Here is a 26,491-nt window from a genome sequence, read left to right on the forward strand (position 1 = left end):
GGGCGCCCCTCCGCCTTGCGAGGCACCGCACCGGACGACCCGGGCCCACCCGACAAGATCCGAAAGAGACGACCTAGCTCCCCGGGTTGTACGCCTGCTTGGTCGCGCAGGTCCAGATGACCGGCTTGAGCTTGCCCTTCGCGTTCACGGCCGAGCCGCCGACCCGGTCGGTGTCCGAGACCGCTTCGGCCATGCTCGCCCCGCCCGCGGCCAGCCGCGGCAGGGCCTTGACCGGGCCGGAGCCGGACCGCAGGAGTGCCTGGTCCGGCAGGGTCAGCATGTCCGGGTGGAACTTGGCCGTGCCGACGGTGAGGTTCGTCGTCGCGCTGATCGCCTCGAACGTGGCGTACGGGTGCGTGCTCAGCACGGCCGGGGAGGTGGGGGTCCCGGTGAGCGGGGGCTCCCAGACGAGCGGGGTGTACTCGTACCACGGTCCGGCCCAGTCGTAGCCGACGACCCGGCCGCTCTCGTCCATGTCCTGGACGTAGCTGTCGTTCGCCGTGGGGGCCAGCAGCCGGGCGGCGGAGCCGTCTCCCGGCCACAGCACCGGGTGGGTGCCCTCCAGGTGCTGCCCGGTCTCGGGGACCTCGTAGTCCTGGGCGGCCATGCCGAGGATGTCGCCCCGGTTGTTGATGCCGGTGACCATCGCGATCCGGGACCCCGGACCGGCCTCGGCCGGGAGCGGCAGCTCGCGGACCTTCTGGCCGTCCTTCCAGACGGTGGCGACCCCGGCGTCGGAGCGGGAGACCACGTACCCGGCGTCGTTGACGTCGGCCTCGATGTCGTGTCCGTAGCTGTCCGGCAGCAGGGTGATGGCCGCGTCGCCCACCCGGTAGGTGAACAGGGAGTGGAGGTCGACCCCGTGGAGGACCCCCACCATCAGGCCGTGCGCGTTGACCGCGATCACCTGCCCGCTCTGGTCCGGGTCGCTCAGCGGGACCCGGTGCACGGTGGTGCCGGTCCAGTAGACGGGCTTGCGGCCCGAGACGCCGACGGCGAGGTTGCCCGCACCGAGGCCGAAGACACCCTGGCTGGGCGGGATGTCGCGGACGTACGACTCGTCCCCGATCGAGCCGAGGACCTGGATCTTCGGTGCGCACTTCGCGTCGGCAGCCGCGGCCGGGCCCGTCGCGCTGATCAGGCCGGCCACGACGATGGCGGCGGCGGCCGCGGACATGCTTCTTCTCATGTGGTTGTCCCCCCTGGACAGGTGCTGTTCCCCGTTGAGTCATGACACGTGCACGCCACATGTTGCCTGATCTTGAGACGGATGTGGCCTGAATGACGCGTGTTGATCCGGACCGGACCGTTCTCCACCTCGACCGACGGTTCACAGAAGGGCAAGCGACCGCTTAGTATGCGCGCGGAGCGTGGTTCATCGACGGCGGCTGGAGGCCCCGGATGCAGGCATGGCGAGTACATACCCCCGGCGAACCCCGAGAGGCCCTGCGCCTCGAAGAGATTCCCGAACCGGTCCCGGGCGAGGGCGAGGTGCGGCTGCAGGTGCTCGCGGCGAACCTCAACTTCCCCGATGCGCTGCTCGTCCGCGGCCAGTACCAGATCCGCCCGCCGCTGCCCTTCACCCCCGGCGTCGAGATCTGCGGCCTCACCGACGACGGCCGCCGCGTCATCGCCACCCCGAGCCTGCCCCACGGCGGCTTCGCCGAGTACGTGATCGCGTCCGAGCGCGCCCTGCTGCCGGCCCCCAAGAGCCTGAACGACGCCCAGGCCGCCGCCCTGCACATCGGCTACCAGACCGGCTGGTTCGGCCTGCACCGCCGGGCGCGCCTCCAGCCGGGCGAGACCCTCCTCGTGCACGCCGCCGCCGGCGGGGTCGGCAGCGCCGCCGTCCAGCTCGGCAAGGCCGCGGGCGCCACCGTCATCGGGGTCGTCGGCGGCAAGGCCAAGGTGTCCACCGCGGAGGAACTCGGCTGCGACCTGGTGATCGACCGGACGACCGAGGACGTCGTCGCGCGCGTGAAGGAGTTCACCGGCGGGCGCGGAGCCGACGTGGTCTACGACCCCGTCGGCGGCGACTCGTACACCGCCTCCGCCAAATGCGTGGCCTTCGAGGGCCGCATCGTCGTCGTCGGCTTCGCGAGCGGCACCATCCCCACCCCCGCCCTCAACCACGCCCTCGTCAAGAACTACTCGATCCTCGGCCTCCACTGGGGCCTCTACGCGACCAAGGACCCGGCGGCGATCCTGGCCTGCCACACCGAGCTGACCCGCCTCGCGGACGAAGCCGCCATCAAGCCCCTGATCAGCGAACTCGTCGCACTTCCCGCCGTCGCCGACGCCGTGCAGCGCCTCGCCGACGGGACCACCACCGGCCGGGTCGTCCTGGCCATGCCCCGGCAGCCGGGTGTGACCCGATGACCGCGATCACCGCAGAGCACCTGCTCACCCGCGTCCGCGACCTGCTCGCCGCCCACCCGCCCGCCGACACCGACCGCAGCGCGTTCCTGCGCGCCCGCTTCGACGCCGGACTCGCCTGGGTCCACTACCCCGAGGGCCTCGGCGGCCTCGGCGCGCCCCGTTCCCTCCAGGTCGTCGTCGACGCCGAACTGGAAGCCGCCGGCGCCCCCGACAACGACCCGCGGCGCATCGGCATCGGCCTCGGCATGGCCGCCCCCACGATCCTCGCCTACGGCACCGACGAGCAGAAGCAGCGCTTCCTGCGCCCCCTGTGGACCGGCGAAGAGGTCTGGTGCCAGCTCTTCAGCGAGCCCGGCGCCGGCTCCGACCTCGCCGCGCTCGGCACCCGCGCGGTCCGCGAGAGCGGCTCCGGCGATTGGATCGTCGACGGGCAGAAGGTGTGGACCTCCAGCGCCCACACCGCCCGCTGGGCCATCCTGATCGCCCGCACCGACCCCGGGCTCCCCAAGCACCAGGGCATCACCTACTTCCTCTGCGACATGCACGCCCCGGGCGTCGAGGTCCGGCCGCTGCGCCAGATCACCGGCGAGGCCGAGTTCAACGAGGTCTTCCTCACCGGCGTCCGCATCCCCGACTCCCACCGCCTCGGCGCCGTCGGCGAAGGCTGGGCGGTCGCCCGCACCACCCTGATGAACGAACGGGTCTCCATCGGCGGCATGCGCATCCCCCGCGAGGGCGGCATGATCGCCCCCGTCGCCGCCGCCTGGCGCGAACGCCCCGAGCTGCGCACCCACGCCCTCCACCAACGGCTGCTGGAACTGTGGGTCGAGGCCGAGGTCGCCCGCCTCACCGGGGAACGGCTGCGCCAGCAGCTCGTCGCCGGACAGCCCGGCCCCGAGGGATCCGGCATGAAGCTCACCTTCGCCCGGCTCAACCAGGAGATCAGCGGACTGGAGGTCGAACTCCTCGCGGAGGAGGGCCTCCTGTACGACGACTGGACCATGCGCCGGCCCGAAGGCGTCGACTTCACCGGCCGCGAGGCCGGCTACCGCTACCTGCGCGCCAAGGGCAACAGCATCGAGGGCGGCACCAGCGAAATCCTCCTCAACATCGTCGCCGAACGCGTCCTCGGCCTGCCCCCCGAGCCGCGCGACGACAAGGACCTCGCCTGGAAGGACCTGAGCCGATGACCACCGCGGCGGCACCGACCGACCTGCTCTACTCCGAGGCCGAGGAGGAGCTCCGCTCCGCCGTACGCGCACTCCTCACCGACCGCTGCGACGCGAAGAGCGTCCTCGACCGGGCCGAGACCGGCAGCCCGCACGACCCGGCGCTCTGGCACACCCTCGCCGCCGGGATCGGCGCGGCCGGGCTCCTCGTGCCCGAGAAACTCGGCGGGCAGGGCGCGAGCCACCGCGAGGCGGCCGTGGTCCTGGAGGAGCTGGGCCGGGCCGTGGCGCCCGTGCCCTACCTGACGAGCGCCGTCCTCGCCACGGAGATCCTGCTCGGCTGCGACACCGCGGAAGCCGCTTCGCTGCTCCGTGAGTTGGCCTCGGGCAGCACGGTGTGCGTCCCCGCCGTGCCGCTGACGCTGGCCCCGGGCGTGCCCCTCCCGGCCCCCGTCCGGGACCTCGGCGACGGGATCCTGACCGGCACGGTCACCTCCGTGGCGGACGCGGTGGCCGCCGACGTCCTGCTGGTCCTGGCCGACACCGGGCTCCACGCCGTCCCGGCGTCCGCTGCCCGGCTGACCCCGCGTGTCCCGCTGGACCTGACCCGCCCGCTCGCCACCGTCACGCTGGAAGCGGCCGCGGGCACCCGCCTGGCGGACCTCGGAACGGCCCGGGCGGCCGTCGCCGGGGCCCTGCTCTCCGGAGCCGGACTGCTCGCCTCCGAACAGCTCGGACTCGCCGAGTGGTGCCTGACGGAGACCGTCGGCCACGTCCGGAGCCGCCACCAGTTCAACCGTCCCGTCGGCTCCTTCCAGGCCCTCAAGCACCGCCTCGCCCGGCTCTGGCTCGACGTGGCCTCCGCGCGTGCGGCGGCGCGGGCCGCGGCCGACGCCCTCGCCACCTCGGCCCCCGACGCCCCGCTGACGGTCGCCGTGGCCCAGGCCTACTGCTCGGGCGTGGCCGTCCGAGCCGCCGAGGAGTGCGTACAGCTGCACGGCGGCATCGGCATGACCTGGGAACACCCGGCCCACCTCTACCTCAAGCGGGCCAAGGCCGACTCCCTGGCCCTCGGCTCGGCGGGCCACCACCGGGGTCTGGTCGCGGACTTCGCGGAACTCCCCGCGCCGTGAGCCGTGGCGCCCCGGCCGGCCCGGCGTCGGTCCGGCCGGGGCGCCACGGCAGAGCCGCATGACGGTCACGGTCGCCCGCCCCCCTGCGGCGGGCCACCGGCCGATCCCTATCCTCGCCCCATGACGGCCACCATCACCGCGCTCTCCGCCACCGCACTCCGCGCCCACCGCGACGAACTCGCCGCCCTGCTCCTCGCCGTGGTCGACGGCGGCTCCTCCCTCGGCTTCCTCGCCGGGCTCGACCGGCGGGGCGCCGCCGCCTGGTGGGACTCCCTGCTGCCCGCCGTCGAGGACGGCTCCCTCGCCCTGTGGGTCTCCCGCACCGGCGGCGACGGCCGGATCGACGGCACCGTCAGCTGGTACCGGGAGACCAAGGCGAACGGCCGCCACCGCGCCGAGCTGCGCAAACTCATGGTCCACCCGGCCGCCCGCGGCCGGGGCACCGCCCGCGCCCTGCTCGCCGAGGCCGAGTCGGCGGCCGCCCGCGCCGGGGTGGTGCTGCTGTTCCTGGACACCGAGACCGGCAGCGGGGCCGAGCGGGTCTACCGCTCCGCGGGCTGGACGGAGGCGGGCACCATTCCCGACTACGCCACCGACCCGGAGGGCCGGCTCCACCCCACGACCCTGTTCTACAAGCAGCTCCGGGGCGCCCACGGGTGACCTCGCCCGCCGCGCGGCGTTAGACCCGTAGCCGCCGGCCACCGAGCGAGGGAGTCCGTATGTCCGCAGCATCGCCCGCCGCACCACTGACCCGCCGCGCGGTTCTCCGTACCGCCTTCACCGCTGCCGTGCTCGCCGGTACGGCTGCGGCGCTGGCCCCCGTACTGCGGGCCCGGCGCCCCCGGCAGACCGTCACCCCGGCGCCGCTGGCCGAGGAGGAGACCTACCGCGGCCGGCACATCGCCGTCGATGTCGCCGGGGTCCGGATCGACGGCCGTCCGCTGCACGTCATGCGCCGGGCCGACGGCAGTTACCTCAGCGGGATCAACCACTTCGAGTCCTATTCCACGCCACTGGAAGTGGCTCGGGCCGCCGTCGACGAACTGGGCACCGCCCAGCTCGCCTTCGCGGCCCCGCACCACGGCTGACTGACCCACGGGAACGGGAGGAGCCCCGCATTGCACACCCGGCAGAACCAGAAGAACCTCACCAGCACCCAGAAGAAGCGGTTCACCGCGGCGGTGCTGGAACTCAAGCGCAAGGGTGCCTACGACGCCCTGGTGCGCACGCACGACAAGTACTTCGTGCCCGACCGCGACCGCAAGCTGCGCGTCGGGCACATGTCCCCGTCCTTCTTCCCGTGGCACCGGCGGTATCTGCTGGAGTTCGAACGACAGTTGCAGGAGATCGACCCCGGCGTGAGCGTCCCGTACTGGGACTGGACCACCGACACCAGCCCGGTCTCCTCCCTCTGGGCCGACGACTTCCTCGGCGGCACCGGCCGGGCGAGCGACCGCAAGGTGATGACCGGGCCGTTCGCCTACGACACGGGCAACTGGACGGTGACCGTGGGCATCACCGAGTCCGCGTTCCTCACCCGCAACCTCGGCCGGCCGCAGAACCCGATCGCCCTGCCCACCGCGGCCGAGCTCCAGTGGGCGATCGACGATCCGACCTACGACGTCTCCCCCTGGGACTCCACGGCCACCGCGGGAGGCTTCCGCAACAAGCTGGAGGGCTGGTCGGCCCCCAAGAGCGAGCGTTGGCGCAACCACAACAAGGTCCACCAGTGGATCGGCGGTCACATGACGGGCGGGACGGCTCCCAACGACCCGGCGTTCTGGCTGCACCACGCCTTCGTCGACCTGATCTGGGACCGCTGGCAGCAGAAGCACCCCGGCTCCGGCTACCTGCCCGCCGCCCCGCTCGCCATCGGAGACCTCCAGCGCGGCCGGGTGATCGCCCTCGACGAGCCGATGCCGCCGTGGAACATCACCCCGCGCGAGATGTCCGGCCACCAGGGCCTGTACCGCTACGAATGACCCGCACCCGAACGGCCCGTGCGCACGCAGCGGGCACGGGGAAGGGCCCCCGCCAAGTGGCGGGGGCCCTTCCGTCGATCAGCCGATCACACGATCAGGCGATCAGGCGATCAGTGGCCGTAGTCGCCACCCTCGGTGTGGTGGTCGCCGTGGCCGGAGGCGTTGACGCAGGTGTTGCCGAACGCCGGGTTCAGCAGGGCGATCACGTTCACGGTGTTGCCGCAGACGTTGACCGGGACGTGCACCGGAACCTGGAGCAGGTTGCCCGACAGGACACCGGGGGAGCCGACCGCCGCACCGTGCGCTCCGGCATCGGCGACAGCCAGACCCGCACCGGCGACCACGGCGCTACCGGTGACAGCGGTGATGGCCAGTGCCTTCGCGATACGCGACATCAAGATCTCCTCTTGAGAAATGTGGGGCGCCACAGAGTCTGTGGCATTTGACATGGCATACAACGCGGGGGAGGCCAAGGGGTCACGGCCCGTGCGCCTACCTGGTGACGGAAAACCGGACGGAGGCGAAGTACGGCCGCACCTGGCCGACCTCTCCGGGCCGCAGGACCCGCAGGGCCCGGCCCGAGCACCCGGGTCGCTCGTAGAGGGTCGCCGAGCTCCCGGTCCCGTTGGTGACGGCCCGCGCGCCGCCGCCCTCCGCCGCGACGCACCCCTTGGGGGCGGCGAGGCCGTGGACCCGGTCGTCCTGGCCGACGTACTGGAAGTCCGGGCCGGCGGCCAGGGCCGGGCCGGACACGAACGTGGCCCCCGCGAGCAGCAGGGCGACGGGCACGGCATGGTGGATACGCAGGAATCGCATGCCCGTCCAACCGGGCCGGGCCCGGACCCGGTCACGCCTTGTCACCCGTTGGACGGCTGTGCGACGGTGCCACGGCTGGACCGTCGCACCGGCACCGGCACCGGCACAGCCACCGGCACCGTCATCGCAGGAGGACGAGATGAGCGCAGAGGGCGCCCCCGACGGCCGCGGCCGGCCGCGGGTCAGGACCGCGGCCGGCGTCGTCGAAGGCCGGACCGGACCCGGTGGGACCGCGGTCTTCCTGGGCATCCCGTACGCGGCCCCGCCCGTCGGCGCCCTGCGCTTCGCGGCACCCGTGCCCCCGGCCGCCTGGGACGGCGTACGGGACTGCGCCGCCTACGGGCCCACCGCGCCCAAGGTGCCCTACCCGGACACCTTCGCGGCCCTGCTGCCCGATCCGGTGGTCCCCGGGGACGACTGCCTGAACGTGAACGTGTGGACCCCGGACCCGGCCCCCGGGGCCCGGCTGCCCGTCATGGTCTGGATCCACGGCGGGGCCCACACCCGCGGCTCCTCGGCCGTCCCCGTCTACGACGGCTCCGCCTTCGCCCGCGACGGGGTCGTGCTCGTCTCCTGCAACTTCCGGCTCGGGGTCCTCGGCTACGGCCTCTTCCCCGACGCCCCCGCCAACCGCGGCCTGCTGGACCAGATCGCCGCCCTCACCTGGGTGCGCGACAACATCACGGCCTTCGGCGGGGACCCCGACCGGGTCACCGTCTTCGGCGAGTCCGCCGGGGCCATCAGCATCGGGGCCCTCCTGGCGGCCCCGCGCGCGGCCGGGCTCTTCACCCGCGCCGTCCTGCAGAGCGGGGCCCCCGAGGTCCTGGCGCGCCCCAAGGTCCGCGCCATGGTCCGGCGGATGGCCTCGCTGCTCAAGGTCGACGCCACCGCCGCGGCCTTCACCGCCACCGCCCTGCCCGACCTGCTCGCCGCACAGGCGGCCGTCCTGCGCCGATCCGGCCCGCTCGTCGGCGGACCCGCCTTCGGCCTGGTCACCGACCCGGACACGATCCCGGCCGACCCCCTCGACACCCTGTGCGCCGCGGCCGCCTCCGACGAGGTGCCGCTGCTCCTCGGCTGGACCCGTGACGAGTACCGGCTGTGGCTCGCCCCCACCGGCGGGATGCGGCTGCTGGACCGTCTGGGCCCGCTCGCCGTCGCGCTGGCCCGCGCCCGTTCCGGCAAGGACCGGGCCGCCGTACGGGCGCTGCGCGCCACGCTGCCCGCCGCCGGTCCCGCCGAACTCGCCGGACAGTTGCTCACCGACCGGCTGCTGCGCGATCCGCTGCGCCGGCTCGCCGGGGCGCGGCGGGCGGCGCCGAGCTTCCTGTACGAGTTCGGCTGGCCCTCCGGGCTTCCGGGCCTGGGCGCCTGTCACGCCCTGGAGCTGGGCTTCGTGTTCGACACGCTCGCGGCACCGGAGTCCGCCTGGCTGGCCGGACCGGACACCCCGCAGGCGCTGGCGGACGAGATGCACGCGGCCTGGGTGCGGTTCGCGGTGACGGGCGATCCGGGTTGGGCGGCCTGGAACGGCGACGGCCCGCCGAAGGTGTTCGGCGGGCCGGAGCTCGATGGTGCGCGCGCGTCGGTGGTTACTCGACGGGCCCTTCCATGACCTTGCTGATGAACTGGACCGGCCCCTCACCCATGTTCGGCACATAGGTCTTGGCGTTGTGCTGGCCGCCCTTGATGACCTTCAACTCGGCGTGGATGGGGCCCTTGTTGCCGTAGGTGGCGATGAATTTCTGCACGTCGGGCAGCGTCTTCTTGTTGTTCTCGCTGTCGCCGACCTGGAAGGCGAGGTAGACCTCTGGCCCCTTGGTGTCGATGAGGTGCTTCGCCAGCAGCTCCGGGTTGTTCTCGGCCTTCTCCTTGTCGTGGCCCTTCCACAGGGAGGAGTCCGGGACGATGTCCGGGCCGGAGGCGATCACGGCCTTGAACTTGTCCGGGTGCTTCAGCACGGCCTTCAGGCCCGCGAAACCACCGGTGGAGGAGCCCATGAAGGCCCAGCCGTCACGGGACTTGACGGTGCGGAAGTTCGCCTTCATCAGGTCCGGGACGTCCTCGGTCAGCCAGGTGCCCATCTTGGGCTGGCCGGGGATGTCGGAACCGTCCCAGTAGACGCCCTTGTCGTCCGGCCCCGGGTTGAGCACCGGCATGGCCAGGATGAAGGGCTTGCTCTTGCCCTCCGCGTACCACTTGCTGATGCTGGTCTGGAGACCGAGGTCGGTGCCCATCCAGTAGTTGCTGGGGTAACCCGCGCCGCCCGGGAGGGCGATCAGGACCGGGAAGCCGCTCTTGGCGAACTTCGGGTCGTTGTACTCCTTGGGGGCCCAGACCCAGACCTTGCCCTTGAAGCCGGACTTCTTGCCGTCCAGCGTGGTGACGGCCACGTGCGTGCCGTCGGGGAGGGTCATCGTGTTCTTGAACTCGGCGGTCGGCCCGGTCGGCATGAGCATCTTGGAGTTCGGCGGGGGAGCGTCGTTCTTCTTGCCGCCACCCGCGGGCGCCTGCCCGAAGGACACCGACGAGCCCTTGTCCGTGAACGGGGGTATCTCGTAGTGGTTCAGCACGAGCGCGGCTATACCGGCGAGCGCGAGCACGGAGGCCCCCGCGATCAGCCAGCGGCGGCCCCGCGACCTGCGGCGCGGGGGCTCGGGCTCCTCGTAGTGGCCCTGCTGCCCGTACGGCGGCTGCTGTCCGTACTGCTCCTGCGGTGCGTACTGAGCCTGCTGCCCGTACGGCTGCTGGGGCGGGCCGGGCTGCGGCTGCTGTCCGTACGGCCGGTCGTACCGGTCGCCGTGGGGCGGCTGCGGTATCTGTCCTTCCGGCCGGTACGGCTGGTACTGCTGCCCGTCGGGTGCGTACGACATGTGCGGTGGCTCTCCGGCTGCTGCTGCCCCAGAGGGGCGGGGTGGTCTGACTGCATGGTCCTTCCGTTCGAAGGATGAACGAAAGCATGTCAGGGTTCCGCATTTTTCCTACTCTTGGGGTGCCCTGGGGGAGGCCATTGCCTGGCGCCCGTACGCCCGGTGGCGTTCATGAACCCGCCCGCTTGCGTGCCTGGCTCTTGTGCGGGCCGCTGGGTATGGTGCGCCCGCGCCGCCCCCCCGGAACCCCACACCGCCCCGGAGTCATCCCATGACGCTCCAGCGCCGGATCCTGATCCTGGCCACCGCCGTGGCCCTGCTCGCGGCCGTGGGCGTACTCGCCGTCGTGCGGGCCTCCTCCCGCGCCGACGAGAAGGATCACGTCCGGGCGGGCGGCCCGGCGGTCACCCCGGGCGCCGTCTCGCTGGCCGCGGGTGACGGCGGCCGGCGGATCGTGTTCCGCAACATGGCCTGGGGACCGCACCGGGACGAGCTCGCCACGGTCGCGACCGGCTCGCCGGAGGGGGCCCGTACCGCGTCCGGGGTGAGCTGCCTGCGCTTCCACGCGGCGGGGAGCGCCGGGATCTGCCTCCAGGCGGACCGGAGCGGGGTCCAGGAGGGGTATCGGGCCGTCGTGCTCGACGCCCACCTGAAGGAGGTGGCCGCCCACCCGCTGGGCGGTCTCCCCACCCGGGCCCGGGTCTCGCCCGGCGGGTACCTCGCCGCCTGGACGGTCTTCGTCGGTGGGGACTCGTACGCCGGTACGAATTTCTCGACACGGACCTCGGTGCTCGACCTGCGCACGGGCAGGCTCGAGGCCTCGCTGGAGGACTTCACGATCCTGAAGGACGGCAAGCCGTACCGCAGCGCCGACGTCAACTTCTGGGGGGTCACCTTCGCCGCCGACGAGCGGACCTTCTACGCGACGCTCGCCACCGGCGGCCGGACCCACCTGGTCCGCGGGGACCTGGGCGAGCGCACCGTGACCACCCTGCGCGAGAACGTCGAGTGCCCGTCCCTGTCCCCGGACGGCACCCGGGTGGTGTTCAAGAAGCGCGTGCCGGGCCTGCCGGCCGAGGCGCCGTGGCGGCTGTACGCCCTGGACCTGGCCTCCGGCGCGGAGAACCCGCTCGCAGAGGAGCGCAGCGTCGACGACCAGGTGGTGTGGAGCGACGACCGGACCGTCGTCTACGCCCTGCCGGGAGACTTCGGCGCCGACCTGTACGCCGTACCGGCCGACGGGAGCGGAGCCCCCGCCCGACTCATGGACTCGGCCCTCGCCCCGGCCTTCCTCGGGTGAGGAGGCCGCGGCGAGGGCCGAGAGGCAGGACCGTTTTTCCGCTCTTGCGTCCGGCCGGACGGGTTACGCGGGGATGAGCGTCTTGCGGCGCCGCTTGCGCTGCGCGCCCGCCGACAGCCTCAGCTCGATGATCGACCGCACGGCCGGCCACTCCTCGTCGAGGATCGAGTAGAAGGCCGTACTGCGGACGGCACCGTCCAGCCCCCGCGAATGGGCCCGGCGGACCCCCTCACAGGTGAAGCCCAGCCGTTCCATCGCGGCTCTCGAACGGCCGTTGCGCGCGTCTGCGCGCAGCGAGATGCGCCGTACCCCCCAGGTCTCGAAGGCATGGCGGAGCATGAGCAGCTTCGCCTCGGTGTTGATGCCGGTTCCCTGGGCGCCCGGGGACAGCCAGGTATTGCCGATCTCGGCGGCATCGGGGATCGCCGTCGCCGGATCGCCGAACGGGACTCCGGGCACGGCGGGCCAGATCAGAGGCCCCTGCCAGTAGTCGAGTTCCAGGAACCGGGTCGAACCGACGACCCGCCCGTCGGTGGCTCTGACCACCGCGAACGGGAGCGATCGACCCGCGGCCTGATCGGCGAGGGCGCGTTCGATGTACTCGTGTGACGCCTGCACACCGTGAGGCACGGGAGTGAAGGCGTAAGTCGTACGATCCTCGGCCCCGGCCACGGCCAGAGCCTCGGTGTGGTGGGGGGCGAGGGGCTCGAGCCGCACGGTGCGGCCCGCGAGGTGTACGGGTACGGGCACGGAGCCTTCGGTCCTTCTGGGCGGTGGGGTGGTTGCACAGTCTGCGTCCATGACGTCGCCCCCCGTGCAAAACACGAGTGAAAGGCAACCGGCTGTCAGGTGAACGCGAGTGGCTCAATGTAGCTCCTCGAAGTCCTCTCTTGAACCCCCAATTTGGCAATGGCGCGACACTGATTTCCGGGGACTTGGGTCCCCGCCGCGGAGCGCCCGTAATCACGATCCACGGACATCCCTTCAACCGCACGGCATGGGCCCCCCGGACGGCCGTGCCGGCCACCACCGGTCACCATGCGATCACGCCTGACCTGCGGTGATGTGAAAAAAGTCCGGTGCCCCCGGGCAAGGCCCGGCGAGCGGATCCCGCGGCCGCTCCCGGCGCCGCGCCGACCCGCCCCGACATCGAACACATGGTCGTCGGCGGTGTGTCCGTGAGCGGTGGGATCACGGGGGAGGTACGACTGCGCCACCCGGGTCTGCTACAGCCCTCCCCCGGGGAGCCGGCCGTAGAGTCGGGACGAGGTTTCCGTCCGTCGAGGAGGACGTTCATGCTGCGAGGGTTCGCGACGATCAACTTCTGGGCCGACGACCTGGAGGCGGCGAAGGCTTGGTACACCGAGGTGCTCGGGATCACCCCGTACTTCGAGCGGCCCGGGTACGCCGAGTTCCGCATCGGCGACTACCAGCACGAGCTGGGCATCGTCGACCGCCGCTACGCCCCGCCGGGCGCGGCCGAGAAGCCCGGCGGGGCGGTGGCCTACTGGGCGGTGGACGACCTGCCCGCCGTGCGGCAGCGGCTGCTGGACCTGGGGGCCGAGGAGTACCAGCCGGTGACCGCGCACGGTGACGGGGGCTTCGTCACGGCCGCCGTCACCGATCCCTTCGGCAATGTGCTCGGCATCATGCGCAACCCGCACTACCTGGAGGTCCTCGAAGGGGCGACCCCGGACCCGGCCTGACCCGGGACCCGGTCCGACCCCGGTCCCGCGCCGCTGAGATCATTTCGCCCATGGACGACGTACTGCGGCGACTGGCCGCCGTAGGACCCTTCTTCACCGTGCCCTGCGGGAAGGAGCCGCCCGGCCCCGGATTCCTCCCACTCACCGCGCTGTACGGGGAGCGGCTCGGGCCGTACGTGGCCGAGGTGGGCCGGCGGATCGGCACCGGGCCCGGCCGGGTGGCCGCCTCGACCGCGCAGCTCGGGATCGCCTCCCGACTCTGGTCGCTGGGGCTCGGGTGCGCGGCACTGTCCGGCCGGATTCCGGACCTGGCCGCCGACCGGGTGTGGTGGCGGCTGCCGGACGCGGGATCGCTCCAGCTGTGGCTGCCCGAGCCCGCCCCCGGTCTGCCGGCCGAAGCCCTCGGGGAGAACGTCCTGGCGAATCTGGCCGTGCTCGACGAGGGCCTGCGCGAGCGTTTCGGGGTCTCGCCGAAGGTCCTGCGGGGGAACGCGGCGTCCGGGCTCGTCGGGGCGTTGCGGGTGCTGATCGACCGGGTGCCGGGCGGCGCGGCCGTGGAGCTGGCGGGCGCCCTGCTGGCCGACGGCGGAGCGCTGGGGGGCACCGGCACCTTCCTGCACGAGGAGGGGCTCGGGGTGGCCTTCGTACGGCGCAGCTGCTGTCTCTACTACCAGGTGCCCGGGGGCGGGCTCTGCGGGGACTGCGTGCTGCGGACGGGGCGGCGGACGGGCTGACGGTCCTGGCCGGCGCGCGCGGCCGTTCGGAGCAAGGGAGGGCGCGCCGAACCGGGTCGGTCACGGGCCCGGCGTACGGTCCGCTGCATGACCGCTCGTACACCGCACCAGCCTTCCGCACTCACCCGCCGCGCGGCCCTGACCGGGCTCGCCGCGGGGGCGGGGGCGCTCGCCGTCGGGGGTGGTGCCCGTACCGCGGCCGCCGCGCCCAAGCCGTCCGTCAAGGCCGTGGATCCGACCTCCGGGGCGATGAAGCTCTTCGACGATCCCGGCTTCAACTTCGCGGGCCTGCTCGCACTGGGCGCCGCGGGCATGCGGGCCTCCGAGGTGGGCGAGGTCCTGACGGCGGTCAACGCCATCAACGCGGCGGGTCTGTCCGAGCAGACGTTCAGCGACACCTTCCGCGCCTGGGGGGACCGGCTCTCCGCACCCCCGGCCGCCGGCCGCCACGGCCACGGGGCCCCCTCGCAGACCCGTCGCTTCCGGTCCCTGCGCGCCGCCCAGTACTACGCGCAGGCGCTGTTCTACGTGCTCGGCACCGACCACCCCGGTGACGAGGGGGCCGTCTACCTGGCCGGGCGGGGGGCCTGGGACACCTTCACCCAGCTGTGTTCACCTGCCGCCGTCCGCGCGAAGGTTCCGTACGGCCGGACCCACCTGCCGGTCTGGTTCTTCCGCCCGGAGGGTCCCGCCGAACCGCGCCCCACCGTGATCCTGACCAACGGCAGCGACGGCCAGAACGTGGACATGTGGACGTACGGCGTGGCCGCAGCCCTGGGCCGGGGCTGGAACGCCCTGGTCTACGACGGACCCGGGCAGGGGCAGCTGCTGTTCGTGGAGGAGATCCCCTTCACCACCCGCTGGGAGAAGGTGGTCTCCCCGATCGTCGACTGGCTGGAGGACCGCAAGGACGTCGACAGCGGCCGGATCGCGATCACCGGCCTCAGCATGGGGGGCAACCTGGTCGCCCGCGCCGCCGCCTTCGAGCACCGGCTCGCGGCCGTCGCCTGCCAGCCCGGTTGCGTCAGCCCCTGGCTGGGATTCGACGCGGAGTTGCGCGCCATCGTCACCCCCGACAAGGAGGAGACCAACCGGGTCTGGAACGAGGAGGTCGTTCCGGAGCTGACCCCGGAGCTCGCCTTCACCGTCAAGAAGCGGTTCGAGATCTTCGACAGGCAGGCCCTGCGCCAGGCCCGCGAGGGCGTCGTGCTCACGGACATCTGGACCCCGGCCCAGGTGGCCATGGGCCTCGACATCACCAAGGTGGTCGGGCGGATCAAGGCCCCGACCCTGGTCCTGGACTACGACTTCGAGCTGTTCTACCCGGGCCAGCCGCAGCAGATGTACGACCTGCTGCGCACGCGCCGCGAGTACGTGAAAATGACGGAGGCCACCGGGGCGCAGTTGCACTGCTCCCCGATGGCCCCGCAGCAGCACTGCGACGTCGTCTTCGACTGGCTCGCCGACGTGCTCCAGCGCTGATGGAACGTCCGGCCTTCTAGAAGGTCAGGTTCCAGGAGTCGATCTTGCCGGTGTCGCCGCCGGCGTTGTCGTTGACGCGCAGCTTCCAGGTGCCGTTCGCGACCTCGGAGGAGGCGTTCACGGTGAAGACCTGGTTGATGTTGTCGGTGCTGCCGCCCGCGCGGTTGTGCACGGTGTAGACGGTGCCGTCCGGCGCGACCAGGTCGACCTTGAGGTCACCGATGTAGGTGTGCACGATGTTCACGCCCACCTTGAGGGTGGCCGGGGCGTTGCCGGTGACACCGCTGACGGTGATCGGGCTCTCCACCGTGGTGTTGTCGCCGATGGCGAAGTCACCGGTGTTCTCGAAGTACTTGCCGGGCGGCGGGGTGCTGCCGACGGCCTTCAGCGCGTCGACCTGGCCCTCGCCGAAGAAGCCGTTCTTCGCCGTGGTGCCCTTGCAGCGGCTGTCCGACGGGCAGGCGACGTCGTTGGCCTGGGTGGCCAGCTTGTCGCGCAGCTGCGCCGGGGTGATGCCCGGGTTGGTGCTGGCCAGCAGGGCCGCCACACCGGCGACGTGCGGGGACGCCATCGAGGTGCCGCTCATGGTGCCGTACTTGCCGCCCGGCTGGGTGCTGTAGATACCGACGGAGTCGCCGCCGGGGGCCGTCACGTCGACCACGTTCAGACCGTAGTTGGAGTACGAGGCCTTCGCGGTGGTGCCCATCGCCGAGACCGTGACCACGCCCGGGAGCTCGGTCGGGATGTCCAGGCAGGCGTTGGTGATGGTGCGGGTGACCGGCGTCGAGTCGTTCGGGCTCTCGGTGTCGGTCGTCTTGTTGGCCAGGTCGATGTTGGAGTTGCCGGCCGCCGCGACCTGCAGCGAGCCCTTGCCCTCCGCGTACTCCTGGGCGCGCTTGACGCCCTCGATGATCGCGGCCTGGTCGGCGTTGTCCGGGCAGTTGAACTGCCACGGGTCCGTGTAGTAGCTGTTGTTGGTGACCTTGAAGCCGTGGTCACCGGCCCACATGAAGCCGCAGACGGTGTTCTCGGCGAAGAAGAGCGAGGAGCTCGGCTCGGCGATGCGCACCGAGGAGATCTTCACGCCCGGGGCCACGCCGATGACGCCCTTGCCGTTCTTGGCGGCCGCGACCGTACCGGCCACGTGCGTGCCGTGGGTGCCGACGTCCCGCCAGGCGCCCGTACGGGTGTCCGGCTTGCCGTAGGCGCAGGACGCGGAGTCGGCCGCGTTGAAGTTCGGGGCCAGGTCCTGGTGCTGGTCGTCCACACCGGTGTCCAGGATGCCGACCTTGACGGAGGCGGAACCGGTGGTGACGGCCCAGGCCTGGTCGGCCTTGATCTGGGTCATGTCGGCGCGGACCGGCTCGCCCGAAGGCGTCGTGGCCTGCGTCGGGTTGGCGGGAAGCGCCGGGTTGTAGGCGTCCGCCGGGACGTCCGAGGTGCGGGTGGCGCCGACCTGCTGGACGCCGCTCACACCGCGCATGGTGGTGGCGAAGGTACCGGACGCGGAGTGGGCGACGATCACGCCGATCGCGTCGTAGTACTGGAAGACCGTGCCGTTGTTGGCGGTGACGGCGCCCCGCACCGCGGTGGTGTCACCGGGAGCGGTGATCACGAGGTAGGCGCGGGTACCGGCAACCCAGGTCGCACTCTGGGAAGTCGGGGCCGCGGCCTTCGGGGCCGCCGCGGGGGCGGGGGCCGAGGATCCGGAAGGAGAGACCGGGGCGGTGCCGGCGAGCGCGGCGGGGGCCCCGAAAGCGAGTGCCGCGCCGAGCGTGGCGGCCAGCACGAGGGTACGTCGAGGTCGGCCGGATATGTGGGGTATCAATGCGTCCTCCGAAGACCCGGTGGTCAGGCCGGGTCGAACGAAACAAGTGGTGGACGCAAGATGTCATGCACACAGCCGGTTACGGAAGTACCTTTTACAGCCGGGGGGTTCGGTTATCGGTGGCTGAATACCGACTATGGGTGCAACTAGGGAGAATGCGTCGGCCGACCGGGCTGGGCACCGTGGGGGCGAGCCCTGCCCGGTCGGCCCGTGGGGGCGCGCCGGCTAGACCGGTACCCCGTCCTTGGGGCTGCCCGAGGGGTGCGGCACGGAGTCCGGGGTTCCGTCGGACTCGGTGGACCGGGCGGACTCACCGGACTCACCGGACTCGCCGGACTCGGCGGACCGTGTCGGCTCGCCCTGCTGCTGCGCGCCGTGCCCGTCGTCCACCAGCGTGCTCTCGTCGAACGGCAGTCGTCCGGCGAGGACTTCGGTGGCGCGCGCGTGGTCGAACTCCTTCGTCCACGTTCCGATGAGCACCGTGGCGATCGCGTTGCCCGCGAAGTTCGTCAGGGCCCGGGCCTCGCTCATGAACCGGTCGATGCCCACGATGAGGCCGACGCCGTCGACCAGTTCCGGCCGGTGCGACTGCAGTCCGCCGGCGAGGGTGGCCAGACCCGCGCCGGTCACCCCGGCCGCACCCTTCGAGGCGATGATCATGAACAGCAGGAGCGAGATCTGCTCGCCCAGCGCCAGCGGCTTGCCCATCGCCTCGGCGATGAACAGCGAGGACATCGTCAGATAGATGGCCGTCCCGTCCAGGTTGAAGGAGTAGCCCGTCGGCACCGTGATCCCGGTGACCGGCCGGGAGACCCCCAGGTGCTCCATCTTCGCGATCAGCCGCGGCAGCGCCGACTCCGAGGAGGAGGTCGAGAGGATCAGCAGGAACTCCCGGCCCAGGTAGCGCAGCAGGGCGAAGACGTTGACTCCGGTGCAGACCCGCAGCAGCGTGCCGAGGACCACGAACACGAACAGCAGACAGGTCGTGTAGAAGCCGATCATGATCACGGCGAGGGACTTCAGCGCGTCGACTCCGGTGGCCCCGACGACCGCCGCGATGGCTCCGAAGGCGCCCACCGGCGCCGCCCACATGATCATCGCGAGGATCCGGAAGACCAGCTTCTGGATGTGGCCGATGCCCCGCAGCACCGGCTCGCCCGCCGTGCCCATGGCCTGCAGCGCGAACCCGCACAGCAGCGCCACCAGCAGCGTCTGCAACACCTCGCCGCCGGTGAAGGCGGAGACCAGGGTGGTCGGGATGATCCCGAGCAGGAACTCCGGCGTGCTCTCGGCCCCACCCGCCTTGGCCTGCGCCTCGCCCGCACTGCGCACCGCCTCGGTCAGGTGCAGCCCGCTGCCCGGTTCCAGCAGGTTGCCGACCAGCAGGCCGATGGCCAGCGCCACCGTGGACATGACCATGAAGTAGCCGAGGGCGAGTCCGCCCACGGCGCCCACCTTGGCGGCCTTGCGCACGGACCCGATGCCCAGCACGATCGTGCAGAAGATCACCGGCGAGATCATCATCTTGATGAGGTTGACGAAGCCGGTGCCCAGCGGTTTGAGCTCCACGGCCACGCCGGGGGCGGCGAAGCCGACGGCGATGCCGAGCAGCACCGCGCCGATCACCGCGATGTAGAGATAATGCGTTCTGTCGCGCCTGGCGGCCACGATGCCTCCCGGTGGTGATTACGTTCGGGGAGACCATCGCCCAGGGTTGTGACCCCGGTCACCCTTACGTTCATTGAGTTCACGACCCGGGGCACACTGAGCGCCATGTTCCGCTTCCCCCGCGCCCCGCGCAGCCTCGCCGGCCAGCTCTTCGCCATGCAGGTGCTGCTGGTCGCCGTGGTCGTGGCGGGCTGCGCCGTCTTCGCGTACGCCACGGCCCGGGGCCAGGCCGAGGAGGCCGCCCGCCGCCAGGCCGGAGCCGTGGCCCGGGCGGTCGCCGACTCCCCGTCCGTACGCGAGGCCGTACGGGGAGCGGCGGGCGGTACCGACCCGTCCGCCCTGCTCCAGCCCTACGCGGAGCAGGTCCGGGCGGACTCCGGGGTGGCCTTCGTGACGATCATGTCCCCGGACGGGCGGCGCTGGACCCACCCGGACCCCCGCCGGATCGGCGAGCCCTTCATGGGCAACACCGCCCCCGCGCTGCGCGGCGAGACCTTCAGCGAGACGTACACCGGCACCCTCGGCCCCTCCATCCGCGTGGTCACCCCGCTCCGGGACGAGGGCCGGATCATCGGCCTGGTCAGCGCGGGGATCACCGTCCGCGCCATCAGCGACCGGCTCGCCACGCAGCTCTCCGCCCTCGCCTGGGTCGCGGGCGGCGCGCTGGCCCTCGGCGGCGTCGGCACGTACGTCGTCAACGCGAGGCTGCGCCGTCACACTCATGGCATGAACGCGGCGGAGCTCAGCCGGATGTACGACTACCACCAGGCGGCCCTGCACGGGGTCCGCGAGGGCCTGCTGATGCTCGACGGGCAGCGCCGGATCACGTTGATCAACGACGCCGGGCGCGAACTGCTGGCTCTGCCCGGCGAGGTCACCGGCACCAAGGTCGCCGAGCTCGGTCTGCCGGCCCCGCTCACCGGGGCCCTGCTCGCGGACCGGCCCCGGGTGGACGAGGTGCACCTGACCACGGACCGGGTGCTGGTGGTCAACAGCTCGCCGGTCGCGGGCGGCGGCCGTCGGGGCACCGTGGTCACCCTGCGCGACCACACCGAACTGCAGGCGCTGACCGGCGAGCTGGACCATGAACGGGGCTTCACCCAGGCGCTGCGCTCCCAGGCCCACGAGGCGGCCAACCGGCTGCACACCGTGGTCTCGCTCATCGAACTCGGCCGCGCGGACGAGGCGGTCGACTTCGCCACCGCCGAGCTGGAACTCGCGCAGGCCCTGACCGACGAGGTGGTCACCGCGGTGGGGGAGCCGGTGCTGGTGGCGCTGCTGCTGGGCAAGGCCGCCCAGGCGCACGAGCGGGGCGTCGAGCTGGTCGTCACCGCCGACAGCCGCAGTCTCGCCGAAGGGGGCGGGCTGCCGCCGGCCCGGGACCTGGTCACCGTGCTCGGCAATCTCATCGACAACGCGGTCGACGCGCTCACCGCCGTACGCGGCGCGCGGATCGCGGTGACGCTGCGGCCCGAGCCGGACGAGCTGCTGCTGCGGGTCGCGGACAACGGACCGGGGCTCCCCGAGGGGGTGGACGTGTTCCGCCGGGGCTGGTCCGGCAAGGGCGAGGGCCGCGGGCTCGGCCTGGCGTTGGTCCGGCAGGTGGCGGAGCGCTACGGCGGCGCGGTGGTAGCGGCCCAGGGCCCGGGCGGTGGAGCGGAGTTCACGGTTCGCCTGCCGATCGCGCCGGCGCCCGCGCCCGCGCCCGCGCCCGCCGCGGGTCCGGGGGGCCCGCGATGAGCGGCGGCGAGGTGCGCGTGCTGATCGTCGAGGACGATCCGGTGGCCGCCGACGCGCACGCGCTCTACATCGGCCGGGTACCCGGCTTCACCGCCGTCGGCGCCGTCCACTCGCTCGCCGAGGCCACCCGGTTCCTGGAGCGGACCCGCGTCGACCTGCTGCTCCTGGACCTCGGCCTGCCCGACGGGCACGGCCTGCGTTTCGCGCGCGGGCTGCGTGCCGCCGGACATCCGGTCGACGTGATCGTGGTGACCTCCGCGCGGGACCTGGCCGTGGTCCGCGAGAGCGTCTCCCTCGGCGTGGTCCAGTACGTACTGAAGCCGTTCGCGTTCCCCACCCTGCGCGAACGGCTCCTGCGCTACGCCGAGTTCCGCCAGACCGCGGGCGAGGCGGTCGGCCAGGACGACGTCGACCGGGCGATGGCCGCCCTGCGCGCACCCCGCCCGGCCGAGCTCCCCAAGGGGCTGAGCGGCCCGACCCTGGACCGGGTCGCCGCCCTGCTGCGGTCGGCGCCCGAGGGTCTGACCGCGGCGGGGGCGGCCGAGGCGGCGGGGATCTCCCGGATCACCGCCCGCCGCTACCTGGAGCACCTGGTGGACACCGGCCGCGCGGACCGCACCCCCCGGTACGGCCAGGTCGGCCGCCCCGAACTGCACTACCGCTGGCTGGCGGCGGCGACCGGTTCGGTGTCGAAGGTGTAGAACTTCCGGTGATCCAGCATGTCCGCCGGGGTCACGTTGTTCCAGGGCCGCATGGTGTCGTTCAGGTCGACGACGTTCTGCGTGCCCGCCCCCGGCAGGTACGTGGACTGGGGGTGCTTGGCCTGCCACTGCGCCCACAGCTTGTCGATGAAGGCGTGGTGCATCCAGAACACCGGGTCGTTCGGGGAGACACCGGTGGACATCTGCCCGCCGACCCACACGTGCACCCGGTTGTGCAGGTTGGCACCGCGCCAGCCCTCCAGGTTGTTGCGGAAACCGTTGGAGGAGCTGTTCCAGGGCGCCATGTCGTAGACCGGCATGGCGAGTACGGAGTCCACCTCGGCCTTGGTCGGCAGCTGAGCGACGGCGGTGCCGAGATCGCGGCGCAGGTAGGCGCGTCCGTCCACGCGGACGTTTATGTTCCACTTGCCCGTCGAGTACGCGAACCCGCCGTCCATGACCTGCCCGTCGCGGGCCCGTCCGGTGCCGCCGAGGAAGTCGGGGGCCCAGAGGGAGGCGCGGGAGGTCCGGTCCACCGTCCAGTCCCAGTACGGGAGCGCGACGCTCGCGTCCACTTTCTGCAGCGCCTCCTCGAACTCGAGGAGGAAGCGCCGGTGCCACGGCAGGAAGGAGGGGGAGCGGTGTCCGACGCGGTCGCCCGAGTCGGTGTCGCTCATGATGAAGCCGTTGTGGGTGGTGACGAAGCGGTCGTAGGCGCCGGTGCGCTTGAGCTCCTGCAGGGCCGAGACGAAGGCGCGCTTCTCCTCGGGGGTCAGCGTGGCCTGGTTCTTGCGTACGGTCATGCCGCACCTCCGAAGGGAACGAGGGCGGCGCCCTGGAGATCGCGGACCGCGGCACGGGCGAGGAGCTTCGGGTCGGCGAAGGTCTCGTAGTGGTTGATGACGCTGATCCAGGTGCCGTCGGCGTTGCGCATGATGTGCAGTTCCTGGCCGTCTATTCGGACGGTGGGTTGACCGGGCGAGTGGTGGCCGCCGTGGTGGCCACCACCGCCGGCGGTGATCTGGATACGACGGCCCTTGTAGACCTCGTCGACCGTGCCCGGGGTGGTGGGCTCGGTGGGAGTCGCGGCGGCGTTCGTGGCGCCCGCGGCAGCGGCGGTCAGGCCAAGGGCGGTGAGGGCACCGGCTGTTGCCCCCAAGGCCTGACGGCGAGTGATCTTCTTCATGGCCGAAGAGGTATCAGGGCTCAGGAGAGGCTTGACCTGTATCCGGACATGCGCGGATAAGTTTCCGGTAGAACAAGTTGGATGATCTTCCTGTTCGGCGCAATTCAGGGGGCTTGAACGGGAAAATCTGCTGAATGAACCTTACTTGACAGTAATTTCTTCCGGGTAAGGGGGTAGATATGTGCGGGATCACACTGCAGAGTCGGCCGGAAGCGGAGCGTCAGACCGAGTCTGGGGTGCCGAGTGGCCGCGCGGTACGTCAGGGCCGACGGCGGGAGCCGGGCGTCGATGAGTACGCGTGCTCATGTCCACCCGAGGTCCGGCTCGACATGATGCGGCCATGACTGCTTCTTCCACCGAGCCTCGACGACGGCGTGGCCGGCGACCTTGGTCGCGCCGGACGCCGCGCGCCGCAGACCTGGCCATCGGCATTCCCCTGTTGTTGCTCGAGGCGGGATCGCTCGTGTTGGACGCCATGTTCGGTCACGGCCTGGAGATCTGGGCGGCCCAGGGGAACTCGGGTCAGATCGAGACGGCGGACCTCGCCTACATGGCACGGCTCCAGAATTTCCTCGTGGTCGTGCTCGTGGTCGCGGTCCTCGCGCTCGTGTCCCGGGCGCCGTGGACGGTGCTGTCGCAGGTGCCGGCCGCCATCCTGGCGGGAGTCATGTTGACGGCCGCGCAGCACAGTTGGGACCGTTCCCATCCCGGCCCGACCGGTTCGGCGTCCGAAGGCGCGGTGTCGCGCTATCGCGAGAACAACGCCTTCCGCATGCCGGGTGAGATGTCTCCCGAGAGTGCCCAGGACGCCCAACGGGACGCCGACCGCGTCGAGCCCGTCCTCGAACGGCTCTGGGAAAGCGGGACGTGGGATCCGCGGAGCGTGCGCGAGGCCCTGCTCGAGGTCGGGTTCCAGGAGGAACGGTTCGGTCCGAAGGGGGAGCGGCTCGGCGGAACCCTCGGCGTGCGGAACATGGGTTCGCGCTTCGAGACGGACCACTACGTCACCCCCGAGGGCGCACTGGTCGGTATCCGCGTCCATGACGACGCCTGTGTCACCGCCTTCGTGCAGAAGGCCAACTATGTGGTGAAGACCAACGGACCGTACATCGAGGGCGGCTGCTTCGAGCCCCCTGCCGGTCACTGACCGACCGCCGGCCCCGGCCTGCGCCGCACCGCGGCCGCCCCCACCGCCGCTACGCACGCGAGGTCGAGCGCGGCAGGGCCGGGCGACCGGTCGTTCCGCCCGATGATGAACGCTTTTGCGCCTATAGTTCCGATATGGCTCTTCATGAGACGAAGGACGCACGCGCCCAGGACGCCGACACGGACGTGTTCGCGTCCACGCTGAGCGGCCAGATCCTCCCCAAATACAAGATGCCTGAGGACCACTCACCCACCGAGGTCGTCTACGAACTGCTCCGCAACGAGCTGCTCCTGGACGGCAACGCGGCCCAGAACCTGGCCACCTTCTGCACCACCTGGTCGGACGAGGGCGTGCACCGCCTGATGAACGTCTGCCTCGACAAGAACATGATCGACAAGGACGAGTACCCGCAGACCGCCGAGATCGAGTCCCGCTGCGTCAACATCCTGGCCGATCTGTGGAACGCCCCCGCAGGCGCCACCGCGGCCGGCTGCTCCACCACCGGCTCCAGTGAGGCCGCCATGCTCGGCGGACTCGCCCTCAAATGGCGCTGGCGCGAGCGGCGCCGCGCCGCGGGCCTGCCCACCGACCGCCCCAACCTGGTCTGCGGCCCGGTCCAGATCTGCTGGGAGAAGTTCGCCCGCTACTTCGACGTCGAACTGCGTCAGGTCCCGATCGAGGCCGACGCCACCGGCCTGCAGGCCCATCAGCTCGCCGAGTACGTCGACGAGAACACCATCGGCGTCGTCGCCATCCTCGGCGTCACCTACACCTGCGACTACGAGCCGGTCGCCGAGATCGCCGCCGAGCTCGACCGGATCCAGGCCGAGCACGGCTGGGACATCCCCATCCACGTGGACGGCGCGAGCGGCGGGTTCGTGGCGCCCTTCCTCCACCCCGACGTGGTGTGGGACTTCCGGCTGGAGCGCGTCGCATCGATCAACACCTCCGGCCACAAGTACGGACTGGCGCCGCTGGGGGTCGGCTGGATCATCTGGCGCACCGCCGACCTGCTCCCCGCCGACCTCGTCTTCAAGGTGGACTACCTCGGCGGCGACATGCCGACCTTCGCCCTCAACTTCTCCCGCCCGGGCGGCGAGATCATCGCGCAGTACTACCTGTTCCTGCGCCTGGGCCGGGCCGGCTACCGGCGCGTCCAGGAGGCCTGCGCCGACACCGCCCAGTACCTCGCCCGGCAGATCGCCGACATGGGCCCCTTCACCCTCCTCTACGACGGCCAGGGCGCCCTGCCCGCCGTCTCCTACAAGCTCACCGACCCGGACGCCAATCCGTTCAGCCTCTACGACCTCTCCGACCGACTGCGCATGCGCGGCTGGCAGGTGCCCTCGTACCCGCTGCCCGCCGACCGCGACGACACGGTCATCCAACGCGTCCTCGTCCGGCACGGCGTGACCCGCGACCAGATGGCCCTGCTCGTCACCGACCTGCGCGCGGCCGTGGAACACCTGACGGCCACGCCCCCGCCCGTACCGGCCACCGAGCCGAGGTCCGGCTTCCACCACTGACCGTCGGCCACACCGTGATCGCCCTCGGCTCTGGCGCCGGGGCAGAGGTACGGGCCGACCCGATGGGACCGTGCCCGGCCGCTGCGCGCGCTCGGCGGCATCGAGGCCGGCGGCATGGAGGTCGACATGCGACCCCCCTTGATCGGGCGGGTCGACGGATGACACCTTGGTGATCATGAGCGAGGATTTCGAGGAACACCGGCGACTGCTGTTCGGCACGGCCTACCGCATGCTGGGCAGCGTCGCCGACGCCGAGGACATCGTGCAGGACGCCTGGCTCGCCTGGCACCGCACCGACCACGCGGCCGTCGAGAACCCCAGGGCCTACCTGGTGCGCACCGTCACCAATCTGAGCCTCAACCGGCTCAGGTCGGCCCAGGTCGTCCGCGAGGCGTACGTCGGACCCTGGCTGCCCGAACCCCTCCTCACCTCGCCCGACATCGCCGAGGAGGCCGAACTGGCCGACACCGTCTCCATGGCGGTCCTGGTCGTACTGGAGACCCTGAGCCCGACCGAGCGCGCGGTCTTCATGCTCCGCGAGGTCTTCGGGTACTCCCACACCGAGATCGCGGAGGTCGTCGGGAAGTCCGAGGCGAGCGTCCGCCAGTCCGCGCACCGGGCCCGCGAACACGTCCGGGCCCGCCGCCCCCGCTTCACCGCCAAGGCGGCGGAGCAGCGCGAGATCGTCGAGAAGTTCCGGCAGGCGTGCCTCGGCGGGGACCTCGGCGAGGTGCTCACGGTCCTCGCCCCCGACGTCGTCTCCTGGGCCGACGGCGGCGGCATCGTCACCGCCGCCCGCCGCCCGCTGCACGGAGCCGACCACGTCGCCCGCTGGTGGCTCGGCGTCCTGGCGAAGGCCCAGGCCCGCGACGGGGCGATGCGCCTCGCCGAGATCAACGGTGAGCCCGGCCTGCTGCTCGTCCACCAGGGCGCGACCATCGGCGCCATGACCTTCGAGGCCGCCGACGGCCGGATCACCGCACTGCGCGTCACCGTCAACCCGGAGAAGCTACGGGGCCTGCGGCCTGACGCGCAGGCCGTCTAGGTCGTCTCTTTCGGATCTTGTCGGTCAGGTTCGCGTCGTCCGGTGCCGTGCCTCGGCGTGCTGCCGGGGCTGCCGTGTA

At 71.9% G+C, this 26,491-nt stretch carries 25 protein-coding genes; 16 read left to right on the plus strand and 9 right to left on the minus strand.

What is annotated here, in order from left to right:
* Positions 1 to 73: 73 nt before the first annotated feature.
* Entirely contained in the window at positions 74 to 1,189 is a 1,116-nt protein-coding gene (locus tag AB8A24_RS38575) for a hypothetical protein (protein WP_328960133.1), read from the minus strand.
* A 212-nt stretch (positions 1,190 to 1,401) separates the two neighbouring features.
* Here AB8A24_RS38575 and AB8A24_RS38580 point away from each other — a divergent pair, with 212 nt between their 5' ends.
* The 6 genes from AB8A24_RS38580 to AB8A24_RS38605 all read left to right on the plus strand — a co-directional run bounded on the left by AB8A24_RS38580 (position 1,402) and on the right by AB8A24_RS38605 (position 6,663).
* Positions 1,402 to 2,379, plus strand: a complete 978-nt coding sequence (locus tag AB8A24_RS38580) for an NADPH:quinone oxidoreductase family protein (protein ID WP_328960132.1) — start codon at positions 1,402 to 1,404, stop codon at positions 2,377 to 2,379.
* Positions 2,376 to 3,569: an acyl-CoA dehydrogenase family protein gene (locus AB8A24_RS38585; RefSeq protein ID WP_328960131.1), complete on the plus strand. Its 1,194-nt coding sequence runs from the start codon at positions 2,376 to 2,378 to the stop codon at positions 3,567 to 3,569. The genes AB8A24_RS38580 and AB8A24_RS38585 overlap by 4 nt, the downstream gene beginning before the upstream one ends.
* Positions 3,566 to 4,681, plus strand: a complete 1,116-nt coding sequence (locus AB8A24_RS38590; RefSeq protein ID WP_328960130.1) for an acyl-CoA dehydrogenase family protein — start codon at positions 3,566 to 3,568, stop codon at positions 4,679 to 4,681. The genes AB8A24_RS38585 and AB8A24_RS38590 overlap by 4 nt, the downstream gene beginning before the upstream one ends.
* A gap of 120 nt (positions 4,682 to 4,801) precedes the next feature.
* Complete coding sequence (locus tag AB8A24_RS38595) at positions 4,802 to 5,341, plus strand: GNAT family N-acetyltransferase (RefSeq protein WP_369478831.1); 540 nt, start codon at positions 4,802 to 4,804, stop codon at positions 5,339 to 5,341.
* A 59-nt stretch (positions 5,342 to 5,400) separates the two neighbouring features.
* Positions 5,401 to 5,769, plus strand: a complete 369-nt coding sequence (locus AB8A24_RS38600; protein WP_328960128.1) for a tyrosinase family oxidase copper chaperone — start codon at positions 5,401 to 5,403, stop codon at positions 5,767 to 5,769.
* A 30-nt stretch (positions 5,770 to 5,799) separates the two neighbouring features.
* On the plus strand, positions 5,800 to 6,663 hold the full coding sequence (locus AB8A24_RS38605) for a tyrosinase family protein (protein WP_328960127.1): 864 nt from the start codon (positions 5,800 to 5,802) through the stop codon (positions 6,661 to 6,663).
* A 110-nt stretch (positions 6,664 to 6,773) separates the two neighbouring features.
* Here AB8A24_RS38605 and AB8A24_RS38610 read toward each other — a convergent pair whose 3' ends face one another.
* Both AB8A24_RS38610 and AB8A24_RS38615 read right to left on the minus strand, forming a co-directional pair.
* Positions 6,774 to 7,058, minus strand: coding sequence for a chaplin (locus tag AB8A24_RS38610; RefSeq protein ID WP_266480100.1), 285 nt, complete (start codon positions 7,056 to 7,058; stop codon positions 6,774 to 6,776).
* Between the two features lie 97 nt (positions 7,059 to 7,155).
* A complete protein-coding gene (locus AB8A24_RS38615; protein WP_369478832.1) occupies positions 7,156 to 7,479 on the minus strand; it encodes a hypothetical protein in 324 nt (107 codons plus the stop codon).
* A 139-nt stretch (positions 7,480 to 7,618) separates the two neighbouring features.
* On the opposite strand from AB8A24_RS38615, the gene AB8A24_RS38620 reads away from it, so the two are divergent.
* The gene (locus tag AB8A24_RS38620; RefSeq protein ID WP_369478833.1) at positions 7,619 to 9,094 is read left to right on the plus strand and encodes a carboxylesterase/lipase family protein; all 1,476 of its coding nucleotides are present in this window, start codon (positions 7,619 to 7,621) and stop codon (positions 9,092 to 9,094) included.
* Here AB8A24_RS38620 and AB8A24_RS38625 read toward each other — a convergent pair.
* Entirely contained in the window at positions 9,072 to 10,352 is a 1,281-nt protein-coding gene (locus AB8A24_RS38625) for an alpha/beta hydrolase-fold protein (RefSeq protein ID WP_328960124.1), read from the minus strand. The two genes, AB8A24_RS38620 and AB8A24_RS38625, sit on opposite strands and share 23 nt — an antisense overlap.
* A 268-nt stretch (positions 10,353 to 10,620) precedes the next feature.
* Here AB8A24_RS38625 and AB8A24_RS38630 point away from each other — a divergent pair, with 268 nt between their 5' ends.
* On the plus strand, positions 10,621 to 11,649 hold the full coding sequence (locus tag AB8A24_RS38630; protein ID WP_369478834.1) for a TolB family protein: 1,029 nt from the start codon (positions 10,621 to 10,623) through the stop codon (positions 11,647 to 11,649).
* Between the two features lie 63 nt (positions 11,650 to 11,712).
* Here the strand turns inward: AB8A24_RS38630 and AB8A24_RS38635 are convergent, their stop codons facing one another.
* Positions 11,713 to 12,399: a GNAT family N-acetyltransferase gene (locus tag AB8A24_RS38635; protein ID WP_161292060.1), complete on the minus strand. Its 687-nt coding sequence runs from the start codon at positions 12,397 to 12,399 to the stop codon at positions 11,713 to 11,715.
* Between the two features lie 545 nt (positions 12,400 to 12,944).
* Here AB8A24_RS38635 and AB8A24_RS38640 point away from each other — a divergent pair.
* The 3 genes from AB8A24_RS38640 to AB8A24_RS38650 all read left to right on the plus strand — a co-directional run bounded on the left by AB8A24_RS38640 (position 12,945) and on the right by AB8A24_RS38650 (position 15,571).
* Positions 12,945 to 13,355 carry a VOC family protein gene (locus tag AB8A24_RS38640; protein ID WP_328960122.1) on the plus strand — a complete coding sequence of 137 codons (411 nt, stop codon included), beginning with the start codon at positions 12,945 to 12,947 and terminating at the stop codon, positions 13,353 to 13,355.
* 50 nt (positions 13,356 to 13,405) lie between these two features.
* Complete coding sequence (locus AB8A24_RS38645; protein WP_328960121.1) at positions 13,406 to 14,089, plus strand: (2Fe-2S)-binding protein; 684 nt, start codon at positions 13,406 to 13,408, stop codon at positions 14,087 to 14,089.
* An 87-nt stretch (positions 14,090 to 14,176) separates the two neighbouring features.
* Positions 14,177 to 15,571, plus strand: a complete 1,395-nt coding sequence (locus AB8A24_RS38650; RefSeq protein ID WP_369478835.1) for an alpha/beta hydrolase family protein — start codon at positions 14,177 to 14,179, stop codon at positions 15,569 to 15,571.
* Between the two features lie 16 nt (positions 15,572 to 15,587).
* On the opposite strand, the gene AB8A24_RS38655 is transcribed toward AB8A24_RS38650, so the two are convergent.
* Together AB8A24_RS38655 and AB8A24_RS38660 are read right to left on the minus strand one after the other, a co-directional pair.
* The gene (locus tag AB8A24_RS38655; RefSeq protein WP_369478836.1) at positions 15,588 to 17,360 is read right to left on the minus strand and encodes a S8 family serine peptidase; all 1,773 of its coding nucleotides are present in this window, start codon (positions 17,358 to 17,360) and stop codon (positions 15,588 to 15,590) included.
* Between the two features lie 264 nt (positions 17,361 to 17,624).
* The gene (locus tag AB8A24_RS38660; protein ID WP_328960118.1) at positions 17,625 to 19,067 is read right to left on the minus strand and encodes a cation:dicarboxylate symporter family transporter; all 1,443 of its coding nucleotides are present in this window, start codon (positions 19,065 to 19,067) and stop codon (positions 17,625 to 17,627) included.
* Between the two features lie 105 nt (positions 19,068 to 19,172).
* Here AB8A24_RS38660 and AB8A24_RS38665 point away from each other — a divergent pair, with 105 nt between their 5' ends.
* Complete coding sequence (locus AB8A24_RS38665; RefSeq protein ID WP_369478837.1) at positions 19,173 to 20,807, plus strand: ATP-binding protein; 1,635 nt, start codon at positions 19,173 to 19,175, stop codon at positions 20,805 to 20,807.
* Positions 20,804 to 21,508, plus strand: a complete 705-nt coding sequence (locus AB8A24_RS38670) for a response regulator (RefSeq protein WP_030717809.1) — start codon at positions 20,804 to 20,806, stop codon at positions 21,506 to 21,508. The genes AB8A24_RS38665 and AB8A24_RS38670 overlap by 4 nt, the downstream gene beginning before the upstream one ends.
* Here the strand turns inward: AB8A24_RS38670 and AB8A24_RS38675 are convergent.
* On the minus strand, positions 21,463 to 22,311 hold the full coding sequence (locus tag AB8A24_RS38675; protein WP_328960116.1) for a tyrosinase family protein: 849 nt from the start codon (positions 22,309 to 22,311) through the stop codon (positions 21,463 to 21,465). The two genes, AB8A24_RS38670 and AB8A24_RS38675, sit on opposite strands and share 46 nt — an antisense overlap.
* Positions 22,308 to 22,694: a tyrosinase cofactor gene (locus AB8A24_RS38680; protein ID WP_030717814.1), complete on the minus strand. Its 387-nt coding sequence runs from the start codon at positions 22,692 to 22,694 to the stop codon at positions 22,308 to 22,310. Before AB8A24_RS38680 ends, AB8A24_RS38675 begins: the two co-directional genes overlap by 4 nt.
* Before the next feature lie 304 nt (positions 22,695 to 22,998).
* Here AB8A24_RS38680 and AB8A24_RS38685 point away from each other — a divergent pair, with 304 nt between their 5' ends.
* The 3 genes from AB8A24_RS38685 (at position 22,999) to AB8A24_RS38695 (ending at position 26,412) form a co-directional block, all read left to right on the plus strand.
* Positions 22,999 to 23,841 carry a DUF6234 family protein gene (locus AB8A24_RS38685; RefSeq protein ID WP_328965769.1) on the plus strand — a complete coding sequence of 281 codons (843 nt, stop codon included), beginning with the start codon at positions 22,999 to 23,001 and terminating at the stop codon, positions 23,839 to 23,841.
* A gap of 134 nt (positions 23,842 to 23,975) precedes the next feature.
* Positions 23,976 to 25,367 (plus strand): glutamate decarboxylase, encoded by a 1,392-nt coding sequence (locus tag AB8A24_RS38690; RefSeq protein WP_328960115.1) that lies wholly within the window; start codon positions 23,976 to 23,978, stop codon positions 25,365 to 25,367.
* 175 nt (positions 25,368 to 25,542) lie between these two features.
* Entirely contained in the window at positions 25,543 to 26,412 is an 870-nt protein-coding gene (locus AB8A24_RS38695; protein ID WP_328960114.1) for an RNA polymerase sigma-70 factor, read from the plus strand.
* Positions 26,413 to 26,491 lie beyond the last annotated feature (79 nt).

Source organism: Streptomyces sp. BF23-19 (genome assembly GCF_041106355.1).
Lineage (GTDB): Bacteria > Actinomycetota > Actinomycetes > Streptomycetales > Streptomycetaceae > Streptomyces > Streptomyces virginiae_A.